Below are 14,728 nucleotides of genomic sequence, written 5' to 3'. Positions count from 1 at the left end.
GCTCCCACATGGTCCATACCTGTGGGAGCGGGCTTGCCCGCGAAGAGGCCGGTACAGGCGATAAAGATAAGAGGTAACCCGCGATGAAACCCTACACAACCTCCGAACAACGTTGGCAGGCCGTGCAGGCTCGCGACGGCAACGCCGCCGGTCACTTCGTCTACGCCGTGCGCACCACCGGTATCTACTGCCGCCCTGGTTGCAAAGCGCGCATGGCCAAGCGCGAAAACGTCGAGTTCTACAGCGATGCCGTCGCTGCCGAGGCTGCGGGTTACCGGCCCTGCAAGCGTTGCACGAGCGCGAGCCGGGCCACTGCAACCCGGCGTAGCGAACTGGTCACCCGCGCCTGCCGCCTGCTCGAGGGCGACGAGATTTCGCCGAATCTCGACCAACTCAGCGCACAACTGGCCGTCAGCCCCTTTCACCTGCACCGCCTGTTCAAGGCCGAAACCGGCTTGACCCCCAAGGCTTACGCTTCGGCGTTTCGTGCCAGGCGCCTGCGCGAGCACCTGGACAATGACCAGCGCTCAGTCACCGATGCCATCTATGACGCCGGCTACAACTCCAACAGCCGCTTCTACGAAAGTGCCGAGCAACGCCTGGGCATGCGCCCCAAGGCCTACCGGGCCGGCGGGCAGGGGGCGACTATTCGCTTTGCGCTGGGCCAGTGTTCGCTGGGGGCGATATTGGTGGCGCAGAGCGAGAAGGGCATTTGCGCGATCCTGCTGGGTGATGACCCCGAGCCACTGCTGCACGCGTTGCAGGACCAGTTCCCAAACGCCCGGCTGATAGGCGGCGACAACGAATATGAACGCGTGGTCGCCGAGGTAGTGGGCTTTGTCGAAGCGCCGGCATTGGGCCTGGCGCTGCCTTTGGATGTACAAGGCACGGCTTTTCAGGAGCGGGTCTGGCAGGCCCTGCGCGAGGTGCCGGCCGGCTGTCGGGTCAGTTACACCGACATCGCCGAGCGTATCGGCGCACCCAAGGCGGTGCGCGCGGTGGCCATGGCCTGCGCCGCCAACCGCATTGCCGTGGCCATCCCGTGCCACCGGGTGGTTCGCCGCGATGGCGATATCAGCGGCTACCGCTGGGGCGTCGAGCGCAAGCAGCAACTGCTCACGCGAGAAACGGCACTCTCCTGATCGCCTCAAGCCGCGTAGAATCCCCCGCCAAATCGAAATGTATAGAGGAATGTTCGATGAGGCGTGTCAGCCTTGCCCGTTATTGCCTAGGCGTATTGGCCCTGATGGTGGCATTGGCCACCCCGGCCTGGTCCGCACCGGCCACGCCAGTCTCCAGCCTGGCCGCTGCCGAACTGCCGGTGCTCGAAGAAAACGCGAGCCTTGAGCAACTGAATGACCGACTCGACGAGATCCGCCAGGGCGTCACCAGCAACGCCAATGACGACGTGCTCTCGCAGTTGCGCCAGGCCGCCATGCAGGTTCAGCGTCAGGCCGATGCACTCAGTGCGCTGCGGACCACCGACGTCGAGGGCCTGGACGACAAACTCAAGGTGCTTGGCCCGCCCCAGCCGGACGAGACCGCGACCATCACGCTTCAGCGCAAGGACCTCGAGGCGCAGAAAAAGTCCGTATTGGCCGAGCAGGAACAGGCGACCAAGCTGACCCAGTCGGCCCGCGACCTGTCCACGCAGATCGTCAACCTGCGCCGCAGCCAGTTCAACTCGCAGGTCACCAGCCGCGCGACCAGCCCGCTGACTCCGGCGTTCTGGCAATCGCTGATCCGCCCTACCGCTGAAGACCTGAGTCGCCTGCGAGACCTGCGCGGCGAGGCGGCCGATGCCGTGGCCAGCGCGTTCAGTGCCGAGCATCGCTGGTTGTTCCTGACCAGCTTGGTGGCGGCAATCCTGGTCTGGACCTTGGTCCGTCGCCTGCTCGAACGCCTGCTGGCAGACGCCATGATCCGCTGGCTGCCGGAAGGCCGCCTGCGCCGCAGCGCCTTGGCCCTGAGCGTCAGCCTGGCGACGCTGGGTACCATCGCTGGCTCCGTGTCGCTGCTGCGCTGGGGCCTGGAAAGCAGCGCCGAGCTGGGTTCGGACATCGCCAGCCTGACCAACCATATCCTTACCCTGGTGGTGTTCAGCGCCTTCATTTCGGGCCTGGGCCGCGCCATGTTGATGCTGCAGCGTCCGTCCTGGCGCCTGCCGCCGATCCACGATGAAGTGGCCAGCGCCCTGGGCTGGTTCCCCAAGCTGCTGGCCCTGGCGTTGATGGTGCTGCTGACCCAGGAGCGCATCAACAGCGTGATCGGCACCAGCCTGGCGCTGACCGTGGCCACCAACGGCCTGACCGCGCTGGTGGTGGCGGTGATTTTCTCGGTGGCCTTGCTGCGCTACCGCCGCACCTTGCGCAAGCATGACCTGGAGCGCCCGACCGGCCTGGCGGGGCTGATCCCCTTCGTCATCGTGGTGTGGGTAGGGCTGATCGTGCTGGCACTGCTGGCCGGCTTCCTGACCCTGGCCTACTTCCTGACCGCCAAGTTGCTGTGGATCAGCGTGGTGGCTACCTGTGCCTACCTGTTGACCACCTTCCTCGGTGACCTGTGCGAAACCCTGCTGTCGCCTCGTCAGCCCGGTGGCCTGGCCTTGGCGTCGACACTGGGCCTGGCGCCGCGTCATCAGGCTCAGGCCAGCACGATTCTCGCCGGCATTGGTCGCACTGTGTTGCTGTTCCTGGCGGTACTGCTGGCCTTGACGCCGTCGGGCACCAGCCCCGGCGAATTGCTGCTCAGCCTGGGGGATTGGGACGATACCGGCGGCAAGATGCTCGGCAACATGAACATCGTGCCGCAGGACATCCTGTTGGCGGTGGTGATGTTCTTCGGCGGCATGTTCGGTATTCGTGTGCTCAAGCGCTGGTTGAGCGAGCGCCTGCTGCCGGAAACCGACATGGACGCCGGCATGCGCGCCTCGCTGGTGACGCTGGTGGGTTACCTGGGCTTCCTGTTCCTGGCCATGCTGGTGATGTCGACCCTGCGCATCAACCTGACCAGCCTGACTTGGGTGGTGAGTGCGCTGTCGGTCGGTATCGGTTTTGGTCTGCAGCAGATCGTGCAGAACTTCATCTCCGGCCTGATCCTGCTCACCGAGCGCCCGGTAAAGGTGGGCGACTGGGTCAGCCTGGCCGGTGTCGAAGGTGATATCCGCCGCATCAACGTGCGCGCCACCGAGATTCAGATGTCCGACCGCTCGACGGTGATCGTGCCCAACTCGCAGTTCATCTCGCAAAACGTGCGCAACGTGACCATGGGCAATGCCCTTGGGGTGGTCAGCATTACCCTGACCTTGCCGCTGGAAACCGACGCCAACCGTGTGCGGGAGTTGCTGCTGGCGGCGTACCAGGAGCACGAAGCGATTCTGGATGCACCCGCGTGTTCGGTGTCGTTCAAGGACCTGACCACCAGCGGCATGGTCATTGGCGTCAGTGGTTACGTGGCGGGGCCGCGGCAGGTGTCGGGCACGCGCAGTGACCTGCTGTTTACCATTCTTGGCCGGTTGCGGGATGAGGGCATCCCGCTGTCGTCGCCGCAAAGCATGGTGTTGGTGCAAGAGGGCGCGCGCCCGGCTGACGAGCCGGCGTGAAACCGGGGCCGCTGTGCGGCCCATTCGCGGGCAAGCCCGCTCCCACAGGTTCTGCGCTAGCAGGGGCCTGGAGGCGCGGGCTTGCCGGCGATTGGGCTTCAATGCTGCTTGGCCTGCCTGATCCTCACCAGGATCACCAGCAGCACTAACAGCACTGGCGGCGCCATCGCCAACAACCCATCCCGCGCCGTCAGCCCCACCCCCAGCACGTTCAGCCCGCCATACAGCAGCTTGAACAGGTTCAACAGGTAATAGGTGATGGCGATGATCGACAGCCCCTCCACCGCCCGCTGAATCTTCACCTGGGCGTCGGCCCGGGCATTGAGGCTGCGCAGGATCTCTGCGTTCTGCTCTTCCATCTCTACCTGCACCCGGGCCTGCAGCAGGTCCCCCAGGTTGGCGACATTCTTCGCCAACTGCTCCAGCCGTTGCTCGGTGGCTGCGCAGTAACGCACCGTGGGCTTGAAGCGGCGCTCGATGAACACGCCCAACCGCTGGCAATCGCCCACGTGGCTCTCGCGCAGTTCAGCCAACCGCTCGAACACCAGTTGCGCATACGCCTGGGTAGCGCCGAAGCGGTGGCGGGTCTTCACCGTGTGGCTGACCACCTGCCGCGAGAGCAGGGCGATGGCGTCGAGCAGCCCCTTGGAGTCGTGGCCATCGCCGCCGGTGCTGCGTTCGGACAGGCTCACCAGGGTCTTGTCGAAGGCGTCCAGCTCCTGGCTCAGGGCCTTGGCCGTGGTCAGGGTCAGCGAGGCCATCATGCGGTAGGTTTCGATCTCCAGCAGGCGCCGGATCATACGGCCCTGGCGGTAGGCATTGAGGCGGCGATTGATGAACAGGAAGCGGTTGGTACCGTCCTCGGTCAGGCGAAAATCGCTCCACACCGACGCATCGCCACCACCCACACAGGAGCCGCAGGGGTCTTTGAAGCCATAGTGGCTCAGGTCGAGGTCCTGTTCGTCGCGGACCAGCACCTGCACCGCATTGATCACCTGCGCCGTTTGCGGAGCGATGGCTTCGGCCAGCACCTGTGGCAGGGCTTGCCACTCGGTGTTGGCGGTGGAGCAGGGCACCACCAGGGTCAAGGTGAAGAACTCGGTGTGCCGTTCCCATTTGAACGGGTGCCCGTCCAGCCGGGTAATGCCCTGCGCTGCGTTGATGTCCTGCGCCTCTGGGCAGCAGCGTTGCAGCAGCGCCGCACACGCTGCATCGCTGCCGAGCAAGGCGAGGTGGAAGACATGGGCCGGGCCGTCGAAATACAGCGACGGGCGAGCGTGCAGTTCGTTGTGCAAGGCGGTGCGTTGAGGGTGCATGGTGGTCCGGCCTGGTGTTGTGATTGTGGGGGTACCAGGAAGTGGGACTTTGCGCGATGACTGAAAAGTCACGTGGCCATGAGGGCCTTTGTGAAACAGAATCAAGCGCAAAGCAAAAGCCCCTTGTGACATCCGTCAGCAAGGGGCTTCTTGACCAGCCGCTGGGGTTAACCCAGGCAGCGCGTCACATGCTTCACCGAGAGGTACCCCGACAATCCCCAGGGCCCGAGCTCGCGCCCGATGCCGCTGCCTTTGGTCCCGCCCCACGAGGTCTCGACGAATACTGCCTGCACCGAGTTGATCCACACGTGGCCAACTTCCAGCGCATCGGCAACGCGTTCGGCGCGTTCCAGGTCGGCAGAGCAGACCGTGGCCACCAGGCCGAAGCGGCTGTCGTTGGCTTCGGCGATCGCCTGCGCTTCAGTGGTGAAGCGCCGTGCACACAGCACCGGGCCGAAGATCTCTTCGGTCCACAGGCGGCTGTGGGCAGGGACGTCCACATACAGCGTGGGGCTGACGAACCAGCCGTCACGGTCCAGCGCTTTGCCGCCGGCCAGGCATTGCAGGCCCTCTTCGCGTGCGGTGGCGAAGTAGCTGGCAACCTTCAGCCATTGCGCCTGGCTGGTCAGCGGCCCCATGTCCACTTCTTCGCTCAACGGGTTGCCCACCCGCAGGTTCTCCAGTGCCGCCTGCAAGCGCGGCAGCAGCGCATCGGCGATACCGTCCTGCACCAGCAGGCGTGAGGTGGCCGAGCACATCTGCCCGGCGTTCCAGCTGATACCGGCGACAATCCATTCCACGGCCTGGTCGATGTCGCAATCATCGAACACCACGATCGCCGACTTGCCGCCCAGCTCCAGCGTCACGGGCCGGCATTGGGCAGAAGCGCTGCGCATCACCTGGCTGCCAACACTGTTGCTGCCGGTGAACGACAGCTTGTCCAGGCCTGCGTGGTTGCTCAGCGCCGCGCCGGTTTCGGCCTTGCCGTTGACGATGTTCAGCACGCCAGCGGGCAGGCCGAGGGCCTCGGCGATCTGGCCGTAAGCCTGCTCGATCAGCGGGGTGACTTCCGAAGGCTTGAGCACCACGGTGCAGCCTGCGGCCAAGGCGGGGGCGAGCTTCCAGGCGCTGGTCACCAGCGGGAAGTTCCACGGCACGATCAGGCCGACCACGCCGACCGGTTCCAGGCGGGTGCGGGCGGTGAAGCCGGGCGCGGCCAGGGGCACGTCGCGGTTCTTTTGCGGCAACTGCTCCGCCAGGTCGGCGTAGTAGTTGAAGGTGGCAATCGCGTCGTCCAGGTCGATTTCGGCCTCGTGGCGCGGCTTGCCGTTGTTGCGCATCTGCAGGGTGATCAACGCTTCACGGCGCTGCCCGAGTTTCTCGGCGAAACCGCGCAGGTACGCTGCACGTTCGCTGGCGCTGGTCTGCTTCCAGGCCGGCAGGGCTTCGCGCGCGGCGGCCACGGCTTGGTCGACCTGGGCAACGCTGGCGGCCATCAATTCGGCGAAGGGCTGGCCCAGTGCAGGGTCATTGACGCTGATGCAGTCGCTGCCTTGGCCTTCGACCCAGCGGCCGGCGATGTAGTGAGAAGTGGTCATGGGCAAATTCCAGTCAGGCCATTTCGGCAGTGATTACCGGCGCATGCGAGGTGCTTTTGCAGCGCACCCAGCGCGGGCCATTGGGCCCATACACGCCAGCAGGTTCAGGGAACAGGTTGAGCAGGGCGAGGTACAGTACCCCCGCCAGCCCCAGGGTTACCGGCAGGCTCAGGTCGATGCCGCCGGCCAGGTCGCCCAGCGGGCCAACGAACTGACCCGGCAGGTTGACGAAGCACAGGCCGACTGCCGCGCTGGGGATCCACGCCCCCATGCCGCGCCAGTTCCAGCCGTGCGTGAACCAGTAGTGGCCGCCGCGCTGGCCACGGGTGAACACCTGCAGGTCATCGGCATGGTAGAAGCCGCGACGGGTGATCAGGCCGAGGATCATGATCACCATCCATGGGCTGGTGCAGGTGATGATCAGCACGGCGAAGGTCGACACGCTCTGCACCAGGTTGAAGGTGAAGCGGCCGATGAAGATGAAGCCGATCGCCAGCACGCCGATCAGCAAGGTGGCGGCGGCGCGGCTGAGCAAGCGCGGGAACACGCTGGACATGTCCAGGCCCGTGCCGTACAGCGCGGTGGTACCGGTGGACATGCCGCCGATCACCGCAATCAGGCACACCGGCAGGAAGAACCAGCTCGGCGAGATCGCCAGCAGGCCGCCGACATAGTTGTTGGCCGCGATGTAGTCAGGCGCCTGGCTGGCGACCAAGGTGGCGGTGCACAGGCCGAACAGGAACGGGATCAAGGTCGCGGCCTGGGCGCCGATCACCGCCAGCATGATGCGCGACTTGGGCGTGGTCCGCGGAATGTAGCGCGACCAGTCGCCCAGGAACGCACCGAACGACACCGGGTTGCTCATGGCCAGGATCGCCGCACCGACGAAGGCTGCCCAGAAACCCGCTTGGCCAAGGTTGACGCTGCCGGCGTAGCCCGCATCGAACGGCCCGGCGAAGGCCGCGATGCCCAGCAAGAACAGCAAGCTCGACGCCCACACGGCAATCTTGTTGACCCACAGCATGAAGCGGAAGCCGAAGATGCACACCACCAGGACCAACACCGCGAACAGGCCATAGGCCAGGCCCAGGGTGAGGTCGGTTTCCGGTAGGCCGGCGAGGCGTTTGGCACCACCCACCAGGGCATCGCCCGAGCTCCACACCGACAGCGAGAAGAACGCCACGGCGGTGAGCAGCGACAGGAACGAGCCGACGATACGCCCGTGCACGCCGAAGTGCGCGCCCGACGACACCGCGTTGTTGGTGCCGTTGAGCGCACCGAACAGGCCCATGGGGGCGAGGATGATGGCACCGATGCCGACCCCGAGCACAATCGCCCAGACCCCGGCCTGGAACGACAACCCGAACAGCACTGGGAAGCTGCCCAGCACGGCCGTGGCAAAGGTGTTGGCACCGCCGAAAATCAGGCGGAACAGGTCAAGCGGGGAGGCGTGGCGTTGGTCGTCGGGAATCTGTTCGACGCCGTTGGTCTCGATACCGGTCGAGTGGCTCATGGTGATACTCCAGCGCGGTTGTTGTCGCCCGGCGCAGTGCGCGGGCCTTATTGTGGGTGCGATGGCAGAGCGGCAAGGCCGCGTAAAAGAGGATCAGGCGGTGGTGACGACCGACAGGTGTTCGTGGCAGGCCAACCAGCGCTCGCCCTGTCGGCGAAACACGATGGTTTCTCGCTCGGCCAGCTGGTGCTCTTCACCGGCGATGCGGATGTGCGTGGCCACATCGTGCATGAAGATCGCCACGTCACCTTGCAGGCTCACTTGCGCATTGCCCGACTCACACGCCAGCACGGCAAAACCGTCGGCCTGCCACTGGGCCCACACGGCTTCATAAGCGCCACGCGACAACAGCGGCTGCGCCAAGGTGTGGAAGAGGAAGGTGGCGTCTTCGCTGAAACAGGCGAAGTAGCGGGCGGTGTCGTTGCTGGCAAAGGCATCGATGAGGTCGGCGGCGGCTTGCCGTACCTGGAGTGTCTGGTCCACGGGAGTGGCCTCACGCTTTTTGTGATTGTGGTGAGCGATTCTGGTGGCGCTTGGCGGGGGGAAAAATCGCTGGGGGCAAATAATCAGTTCAGGAAAGTGTGAAGTGATGTTTGGCTGGCTTTACCCTCGTTTGCTGGATGGCAAGCGGGTGTTGGGGTTGCCACGTGAAATCCAGGAAGTGCGAAATGCATTCGTTACCTATGATGCAATGGCGAACTGGCGCCCCGGCTCTCAAGACGATCTCCTCGCTGCACACGGTATGCTGATGCAAGGGCTGATTGATGACGCTGGCCATTTTCGCAAGGGGGGCGTAGGGATCTATCGCGGGGTACGCTTACTGCACATGGCGCCCCCAGCCAGTCGGGTCGCGACGCTCGTGCAGGGCCTATTGCACTGGCTCGTAAAAAACGATTGGCACCCCCTGATCATCAGCTGTGTATTTCACTACGAGTTTGAGTTCATCCACCCGTTTGCTGATGGAAATGGACGAATGGGACGGCTCTGGCAGACGCTGTTGCTTAGCCGTTGGCGACCAGTCCTGGCATACCTTCCAGTAGAAACGGTAATCCGTGAGCAGCAAGAAGCCTACTATTCGGCGCTTGCCGCAGCCGATCAGTCTGGTGAAGCAACCCCGTTTGTCGAGTATATGCTCCAAGCACTGCTTCAAGCCCTCAGCGAAGCAGTGGGTAGCGATCAAGTAGGCGATCAAGTAACCGATCAAGTAGCGAGACTGCTCAATGTTCTGCCCATTGGGATTTCATTGAAGGCCAATGAATTGATGGATCGCCTTGGGCTCTCGCACCGTCCCACATTCAGCAAGAATTACCTTAAACCAGCAATTGCTATGGGTTTGATCGAAATGACTGATCCTCATTCTGCTCGCAGTCCTAGACAGCAATATCGTCGAGTCGCCAAGTAAGCGACGATCCGCTTGTATGGGCCAACTGGCGGGGCTATCCCCAAATGACCGGCATACGCCAAACCCGCTGTCATCGAACTGCAACGTACATCCCGCACCCTTTCTGCCATCAACCTCAATGCCTCATTGCGAGTTCGAATGGGTCATCCCGCGCTGCATCCGCAACAGGACCATGACCTGTTCGGCCTGCTTTATGCTTTTGCCTTCCGCCCAGGCCAGCCCGGTCGCGAGATCGATTCGGCGCAGTTGCTGCGCAAGCTCGGCGAACCGCCTGAGCCCGACGAGTTTTTATGGCTGCACCTGAACCTGGCCCATGCCGCTTGCGAGCGCTGGCTGCGTGCCCACCTGACGCTGCCCGAGGCGTTTTTCGAAACCTTGCGCGAGGGCTCCCGGTCGACCCGTATCGAACATGCCGATTCGGCCCTGTTGGCGGTGGTCAACGATGTGGTGTTCAACTTCGGCCTGGTGTCGTCGGACATTTCCACGCTGTGGGCCTGCGCCAGCAGCCAGCTGCTGGTGAGCGCGCGTTTGCAGCCGTTGCATTCGGTGGACAAGCTGCGCTCGTCGGTCAAGCGAGGCGAGCGCTTCCATTCGTCCATCGAACTGCTGGTGCATCTGCTGCGCGACCAGGGCGATGTGTTGACCCAGATCGTGCGCGAAACCACCACCAGCGTCGATCGCATCGAAGACCAGTTGCTGTCCCAGCGCCTGAGTGACAACCGCGCCGAACTCAGCAGCATGCGTCGGGTACTGGTGCGCTTGCAGCGCCTGCTGGCGCTCGAGCCTGGGGCCCTGCTGCGCCTGCTCAACCGCCCACCGGACTGGCTGCAGGAACAGGACATGCGCCAGCTGCGCGCGGCGACCGAAGAGTTCACCCTGGTGATCAGCGACCTCACCGCCCTGGGTGAGCGGATCAAGTTGCTGCAGGAAGAGATCGCCGCCAAGCTCAACGAACAGACCAACCGCACCCTGTTCACCCTGACGGTGGTGACCGTGCTGGCGCTGCCCATCAACATCATCGCCGGCTTTTTCGGCATGAATGTCGGTGGCGTGCCGCTGTCGGACGACCCACATGGCTTCTGGGTACTGGTGGCACTGGTGGCGACCTTCACCGTGCTGGTGGGGCGTTGGGCGTTTCGCAAGCGGCGTGAATACTGACGGCGGCATGCGCCCCGACTGACGGTCCCCGCCATCTCTGATCCTTGCCTACGCTGATACTCCCCATCTGCAGATGCAAGGAGCTTCATCATGGCCTTCCAATACAAGCGTCTGGACAAGAACAACGCCGCAGTCCTGCTGGTCGATCACCAGGCGGGTTTGCTTTCGCTGGTGCGTGACATCGACCCCGACCGCTTCAAGAACAACGTCCTGGCCCTGGCAGACCTGGCCCAGTACTTCAAGCTGCCGACCATTCTCACCACCAGCTTCGAAACCGGCCCCAACGGCCCGTTGGTCCCCGAGCTCAAGGCGCAGTTCCCCGATGCCCCCTACATCGCTCGCCCCGGCAACATCAACGCCTGGGACAACGAAGACTTCGTCAAGGCCGTCAAGGCCACGGGCAAGAAGCAACTGTTGATCGCCGGTGTAGTGACTGAGGTCTGCGTCGCGTTCCCGGCACTGTCGGCACTGGAGGAGGGCTTCGAGGTGTTCGTCGTCACCGACGCCTCTGGCACCTTCAACGAATTGACCCGCGATTCGGCCTGGCGGCGCATGGAGGCTGCCGGGGCACAACTGATGACCTGGTTCGGCGTGGCCTGCGAGCTGCACCGCGACTGGCGTAATGACGTCGAAGGGTTGGGGACGCTGTTCTCCAACCACCTTCCCGATTACCGCAACCTGATGACCAGTTACGACAAGCTGGCCAAGTAGCGCCCTGCCTCGCACGGTGGACGGCTCTGTGTAGGAGCAGCCTTGCGCTGCGAAGAGGCCGGTGTAGCACAGAGCATCTTTCAGGCAGTCACCGGCCTCTTCGCAGCGCAAGGCTGCTCCTACACACAGAGACCGAGCAAGCCATGCCTGAGCAGGCTCGGCGCCGGAGTAATAAGCGAAGCGGCAAACCGCCATGGATCGACCATACTGAGTCTTCATTCGCCAGCGGGAGCGAGCCATGTCGAAGTCAGCCAGGAAGAAGGACCCTCAGGCACAGCCCGAAAAATTGGGCGGCAAGGCCTACGAGAAGGCGCTCAAGCACCTTCACGTCGAGTTGGTAAAGCTGCAGGAATGGGTCGTGGCCAAGGGCCTGAAGGTGTGCATCGTCTTTGAAGGTCGCGATGGTGCGGGCAAGGGCGGGACCATCAAGGCCCTCACCGAGCGAGTCAGCCCTCGGGTGTTCCGTGTGGTGGCGCTGCCGGCGCCGACCGAGCGGGAAAAAACCCAGATGTACGTGCAACGCTACCTGGGCCATCTGCCTGCTGCAGGCGAGGTGGTGATCTTCGACCGCAGTTGGTACAACCGGGCCGGTGTCGAGCGGGTGATGGGGTTTTGCAGCGATGAACAGGCCAACAAGTTTCTCACTGTGGTGCCGTTGTTCGAGAAGATGATGGTCGAGTCGGGGATCATCCTCATCAAGTACTGGCTGGAGGTCAGCGCCGAAGAGCAGACCCGCCGCCTGCAGGACCGCATCAATGACGGCCGCAAGCTGTGGAAGCTGTCCCCGATGGACTTGAAGTCGTATACCCGCTGGGATGACTACACCAAAGCCCGCGATGACATGTTCGCCGCGTCGGATTCCTCCTGGGCGCCATGGTTCATGGCCCACTCCAACGACAAGCGGCGCGCACGGCTGAACATCATCAGCCACCTGCTCGGCCGCATTCCTTACAAGGACATCACCCGCGACCAGGTCGTGAAATTGCCCAAACGCGGCAAGGTCGGCAAGTACAAGGCGGTGAACTACCCGTTCAAGGTTGTCGAAGCGCGTTACTGACCCCATCCCCGCGGGGAGCCTACAGGGTGTAGACCTATGCCACATGACGGCAGCTTGCTCCAGGCAACGGTGGTGTTCCTCTTGGCCGTGGTACTGCTGGTGCCACTGGCGCAGCGTTTGAAACTGGGGGCCGTGCCGGGGTATCTGCTGGCCGGCATCCTCATCGGCCCTTCGGTGCTGGGTTTGCTGGGTAACCCGGATAACGTCGCACGCCTGTCAGAGATGGGCGTGGTGATGCTGCTGTTCGTCATTGGCCTCGAGCTTTCGCCACGCCGCCTGTGGACCATGCGCCGGGCGCTGTTCGGCGTTGGCTCGTTGCAGGTCGGGCTGACCGCCGCGGTGCTGGGCCTGCTCGCCTTTTGGCTGTTCGGCCAATCGAAGGCGGCGGCCGTCGTGCTGGGGCTGGGACTGGCCCTGTCGTCCACGGCGTTTGGCTTGCAGGTGCTGGCCGAGCGCAAGGACCTGGGCAAGCCGCACGGGCGCCTGGCGGTGGCGATTCTGCTGTTCCAGGACATTGCCGCCATCCCCCTGATTGCCGTGGTGCCCTTGCTGGGCGGGGATGTCAGCCGCGCCGATGAAGGGACGTGGCCGCTGGTGGGCGTGGCGGTCGGCATCGGTGTGATCATTGTGGGTGGCCGCTACCTGATGACCCCGGTCTTCAAATGGACGGTCGGCTCCGGGTTGCCGGAGTTGTCCACCGCTACCGCGTTGCTGGTGGTACTGGGCACCGCTTGGGTAATGGAGCACGTCGGCATCTCGATGGCGCTTGGTGCGTTTCTCGCTGGTGTGTTGATGGCCGAGTCGCCGTTCCGTCACGAGCTCGAAACCCAGATCGAACCCCTCAAAGGCCTGTTGCTCGGGCTGTTCTTCGTCGGCGTAGGCATGAGCGCCGACTTGCGCCTGCTGTTTGGCATGCCCTTGGCAGTGTTGGGGCTCACGCTGTTGCTGGTGGGCGTCAAGCTGCCGCTGTTGGTGGCTTTGGGCCGTACGGCCGGTGGGCTGAACCGGCCCCAGGCGTTGTGCCTGGGGGTGGTGTTAGCGTCTGGCGGTGAGTTTGCGTTCGTGGTGTTCAAGCTCGCGCTTGCGCACCAAGTGCTCGAGCAGCAGGTGCATGACCTGTTGGTGCTGGCCATCACCCTGTCGATGGCGGTGGTGCCGTTGGTGATGATGGCCCTGAGCCGACAGTTGCGCGACCCCGACGCCACCCGCCCCACGCCTGAAACCGACCACTGATTCGCGCCAAGACGGCGTACGACTGTTCGGAGGTGAAGCATGCAGCCGAGTTTCAAGCTGGACAGCGCCCTGTCGCAGGGCTTGCTCGATGTCTTGATCAAGGCAGGCTTGGTGGCTGCCCTGGTGATCTTCTCCTTCCAGGTGTTCCAACCTTTCCTCGAACTGATGCTGTGGGCGGTGATCCTGGCCGTCACGCTGTACCCGCTGCACTGCCGTATCACGCGGCGCTGGGGGCTCAAGGACGGCTATGCGGCAACGGTGGTGGTGCTGCTGGTACTGGTGGTGTTGCTGGTGCCGATCTACCTGGTGGTGGTGTCGATCACCGAGTCGGTGGACAGCATGCTGACGCTGCTCAAGAGCGGCGCCTGGAGCGTGCCGACACCCCCCGAGTCGGTGGCTTCCTGGCCGTTGATCGGGCCGCGCCTGTATGCCTTGTGGCTGGCAGCATCCGAGAGCCTGAGCGAGGTGCTCAACAGCATGATGCCGCAGCTCAAGGACGCCGGGCGTGTGCTGCTGGGGGCCGCGGCCAGTGCCGGGGGGGCGTTTTTGATGTTCATCGCGGCGATCATCATCTCGGGGGTGATCATGGCCTTCGGCGCGCGTGGCGAGCTGGCGGCGCAGCGCATTGCCATGCGCGTATCCGGCGAGCAGCGCGGCAGGTCGATTGCCAAACTGTGTACCGCCACCATTCGCGCCGTTGCCCAGGGCGTAATCGGCATCGCCTTCATCCAGATGCTGCTGATCGGCGTAGGCTTTGTCATCAAGGGCGTGCCGGGGGCGGGGATGTTGGCAATTGCCATCCTCATGCTGGGTATTGCCCAGGCGCCGGCCACGCTGATCACGTTGCCGGTGATCGCCTACGTGTTCCATGCCGAGGGCTTCACCCTGGCGACCATCGTGTTTGCCGTTTACACCTTCGTTGCCGGCCTCGCTGACAATGTGCTCAAGCCCCTGCTGCTGGGGCGCGGGGTCGATGTGCCGATGCCTGTGGTGCTGATCGGCGCGCTGGGCGGCATGGTGGTCAAAGGCATCATCGGCCTGTTCATCGGCCCGGTGATTCTTGGCGTGACCTACGTATTGTTCTGGCAATGGGTCGCGCTGCAGGTACCCGAAAACCCTGTCGAACCGTCGGCCTGAGC

General features: G+C 63.9%; 12 protein-coding genes. 8 read left to right on the top strand and 4 right to left on the bottom strand.

Annotated elements, in window-relative coordinates; translation table 11 throughout:
• The first annotated feature begins 83 nt into the window (after positions 1-83).
• Positions 84-1,142, top strand: a complete 1,059-nt coding sequence (ada, locus tag OO306_RS21655; RefSeq protein ID WP_265969880.1) for a bifunctional DNA-binding transcriptional regulator/O6-methylguanine-DNA methyltransferase Ada — start codon at positions 84-86, stop codon at positions 1,140-1,142.
• Between the two features lie 56 nt (positions 1,143-1,198).
• Complete coding sequence (locus tag OO306_RS21650; RefSeq protein ID WP_027594499.1) at positions 1,199-3,601, top strand: DUF3772 domain-containing protein; 2,403 nt, start codon at positions 1,199-1,201, stop codon at positions 3,599-3,601.
• Between the two features lie 98 nt (positions 3,602-3,699).
• Here the strand turns inward: OO306_RS21650 and OO306_RS21645 are convergent, their stop codons facing one another.
• The 4 genes from OO306_RS21645 to OO306_RS21630 form a co-directional block, all read right to left on the bottom strand.
• Positions 3,700-4,917: a DUF3422 domain-containing protein gene (locus tag OO306_RS21645; RefSeq protein WP_265969879.1), complete on the bottom strand. Its 1,218-nt coding sequence runs from the start codon at positions 4,915-4,917 to the stop codon at positions 3,700-3,702.
• A gap of 167 nt (positions 4,918-5,084) precedes the next feature.
• Complete coding sequence (locus tag OO306_RS21640) at positions 5,085-6,515, bottom strand: aldehyde dehydrogenase family protein (RefSeq protein ID WP_265969878.1); 1,431 nt, start codon at positions 6,513-6,515, stop codon at positions 5,085-5,087.
• Positions 6,516-6,528: 13 nt separating this feature from the next.
• Entirely contained in the window at positions 6,529-8,028 is a 1,500-nt protein-coding gene (locus OO306_RS21635) for a cytosine permease (protein WP_085274116.1), read from the bottom strand.
• A gap of 93 nt (positions 8,029-8,121) precedes the next feature.
• Entirely contained in the window at positions 8,122-8,511 is a 390-nt protein-coding gene (locus OO306_RS21630) for a nuclear transport factor 2 family protein (RefSeq protein ID WP_027594495.1), read from the bottom strand.
• A gap of 106 nt (positions 8,512-8,617) precedes the next feature.
• On the opposite strand from OO306_RS21630, the gene OO306_RS21625 reads away from it, so the two are divergent.
• The 6 genes from OO306_RS21625 (at position 8,618) to OO306_RS21600 (ending at position 14,726) form a co-directional block, all read left to right on the top strand.
• On the top strand, positions 8,618-9,430 hold the full coding sequence (locus OO306_RS21625; RefSeq protein WP_265969881.1) for a Fic family protein: 813 nt from the start codon (positions 8,618-8,620) through the stop codon (positions 9,428-9,430).
• Positions 9,431-9,568: 138 nt separating this feature from the next.
• Complete coding sequence (locus OO306_RS21620; protein ID WP_027594493.1) at positions 9,569-10,588, top strand: transporter; 1,020 nt, start codon at positions 9,569-9,571, stop codon at positions 10,586-10,588.
• Positions 10,589-10,678: 90 nt separating this feature from the next.
• Positions 10,679-11,299 carry an isochorismate family cysteine hydrolase YcaC gene (gene ycaC, locus OO306_RS21615; RefSeq protein WP_027594492.1) on the top strand — a complete coding sequence of 207 codons (621 nt, stop codon included), beginning with the start codon at positions 10,679-10,681 and terminating at the stop codon, positions 11,297-11,299.
• A 238-nt stretch (positions 11,300-11,537) separates the two neighbouring features.
• Positions 11,538-12,356 (top strand): polyphosphate kinase 2, encoded by an 819-nt coding sequence (gene ppk2 / locus OO306_RS21610; RefSeq protein ID WP_265969877.1) that lies wholly within the window; start codon positions 11,538-11,540, stop codon positions 12,354-12,356.
• 36 nt (positions 12,357-12,392) lie between these two features.
• A complete protein-coding gene (locus tag OO306_RS21605; RefSeq protein ID WP_099428306.1) occupies positions 12,393-13,589 on the top strand; it encodes a monovalent cation:proton antiporter-2 (CPA2) family protein in 1,197 nt (398 codons plus the stop codon).
• 39 nt (positions 13,590-13,628) lie between these two features.
• Positions 13,629-14,726, top strand: a complete 1,098-nt coding sequence (locus OO306_RS21600; protein ID WP_252826670.1) for an AI-2E family transporter — start codon at positions 13,629-13,631, stop codon at positions 14,724-14,726.
• The last annotated feature ends 2 nt before the right edge of the window (positions 14,727-14,728 follow it).

It is taken from the genome of Pseudomonas sp. DCB_AW, assembly GCF_026240895.1.
Taxonomy (GTDB): Bacteria; Pseudomonadota; Gammaproteobacteria; order Pseudomonadales; family Pseudomonadaceae; genus Aquipseudomonas; species Aquipseudomonas kermanshahensis.
This window is presented reverse-complemented; position numbering and strand designations above follow the sequence as displayed.

What these genes read in the sequence shown, in the direction of transcription:
- OO306_RS21605 (WP_099428306.1), top strand. Translation starts at nt 12,393, where the DNA reads ATGCCACATGACGGCAGCTTGCTCCAGGCAACGGTGGTGTTCCTCTTG.
- OO306_RS21625 (WP_265969881.1), top strand. Translation starts at nt 8,618, where the DNA reads ATGTTTGGCTGGCTTTACCCTCGTTTGCTGGATGGCAAGCGGGTGTTG.
- ycaC (WP_027594492.1), top strand. Translation starts at nt 10,679, where the DNA reads ATGGCCTTCCAATACAAGCGTCTGGACAAGAACAACGCCGCAGTCCTG.
- OO306_RS21635 (WP_085274116.1), bottom strand. Translation starts at nt 8,028, where the DNA reads ATGAGCCACTCGACCGGTATCGAGACCAACGGCGTCGAACAGATTCCC.
- OO306_RS21640 (WP_265969878.1), bottom strand. Translation starts at nt 6,515, where the DNA reads ATGACCACTTCTCACTACATCGCCGGCCGCTGGGTCGAAGGCCAAGGC.
- OO306_RS21620 (WP_027594493.1), top strand. Translation starts at nt 9,569, where the DNA reads ATGGGTCATCCCGCGCTGCATCCGCAACAGGACCATGACCTGTTCGGC.
- ada (WP_265969880.1), top strand. Translation starts at nt 84, where the DNA reads ATGAAACCCTACACAACCTCCGAACAACGTTGGCAGGCCGTGCAGGCT.
- OO306_RS21645 (WP_265969879.1), bottom strand. Translation starts at nt 4,917, where the DNA reads ATGCACCCTCAACGCACCGCCTTGCACAACGAACTGCACGCTCGCCCG.
- ppk2 (WP_265969877.1), top strand. Translation starts at nt 11,538, where the DNA reads ATGTCGAAGTCAGCCAGGAAGAAGGACCCTCAGGCACAGCCCGAAAAA.
- OO306_RS21600 (WP_252826670.1), top strand. Translation starts at nt 13,629, where the DNA reads ATGCAGCCGAGTTTCAAGCTGGACAGCGCCCTGTCGCAGGGCTTGCTC.
- OO306_RS21650 (WP_027594499.1), top strand. Translation starts at nt 1,199, where the DNA reads ATGAGGCGTGTCAGCCTTGCCCGTTATTGCCTAGGCGTATTGGCCCTG.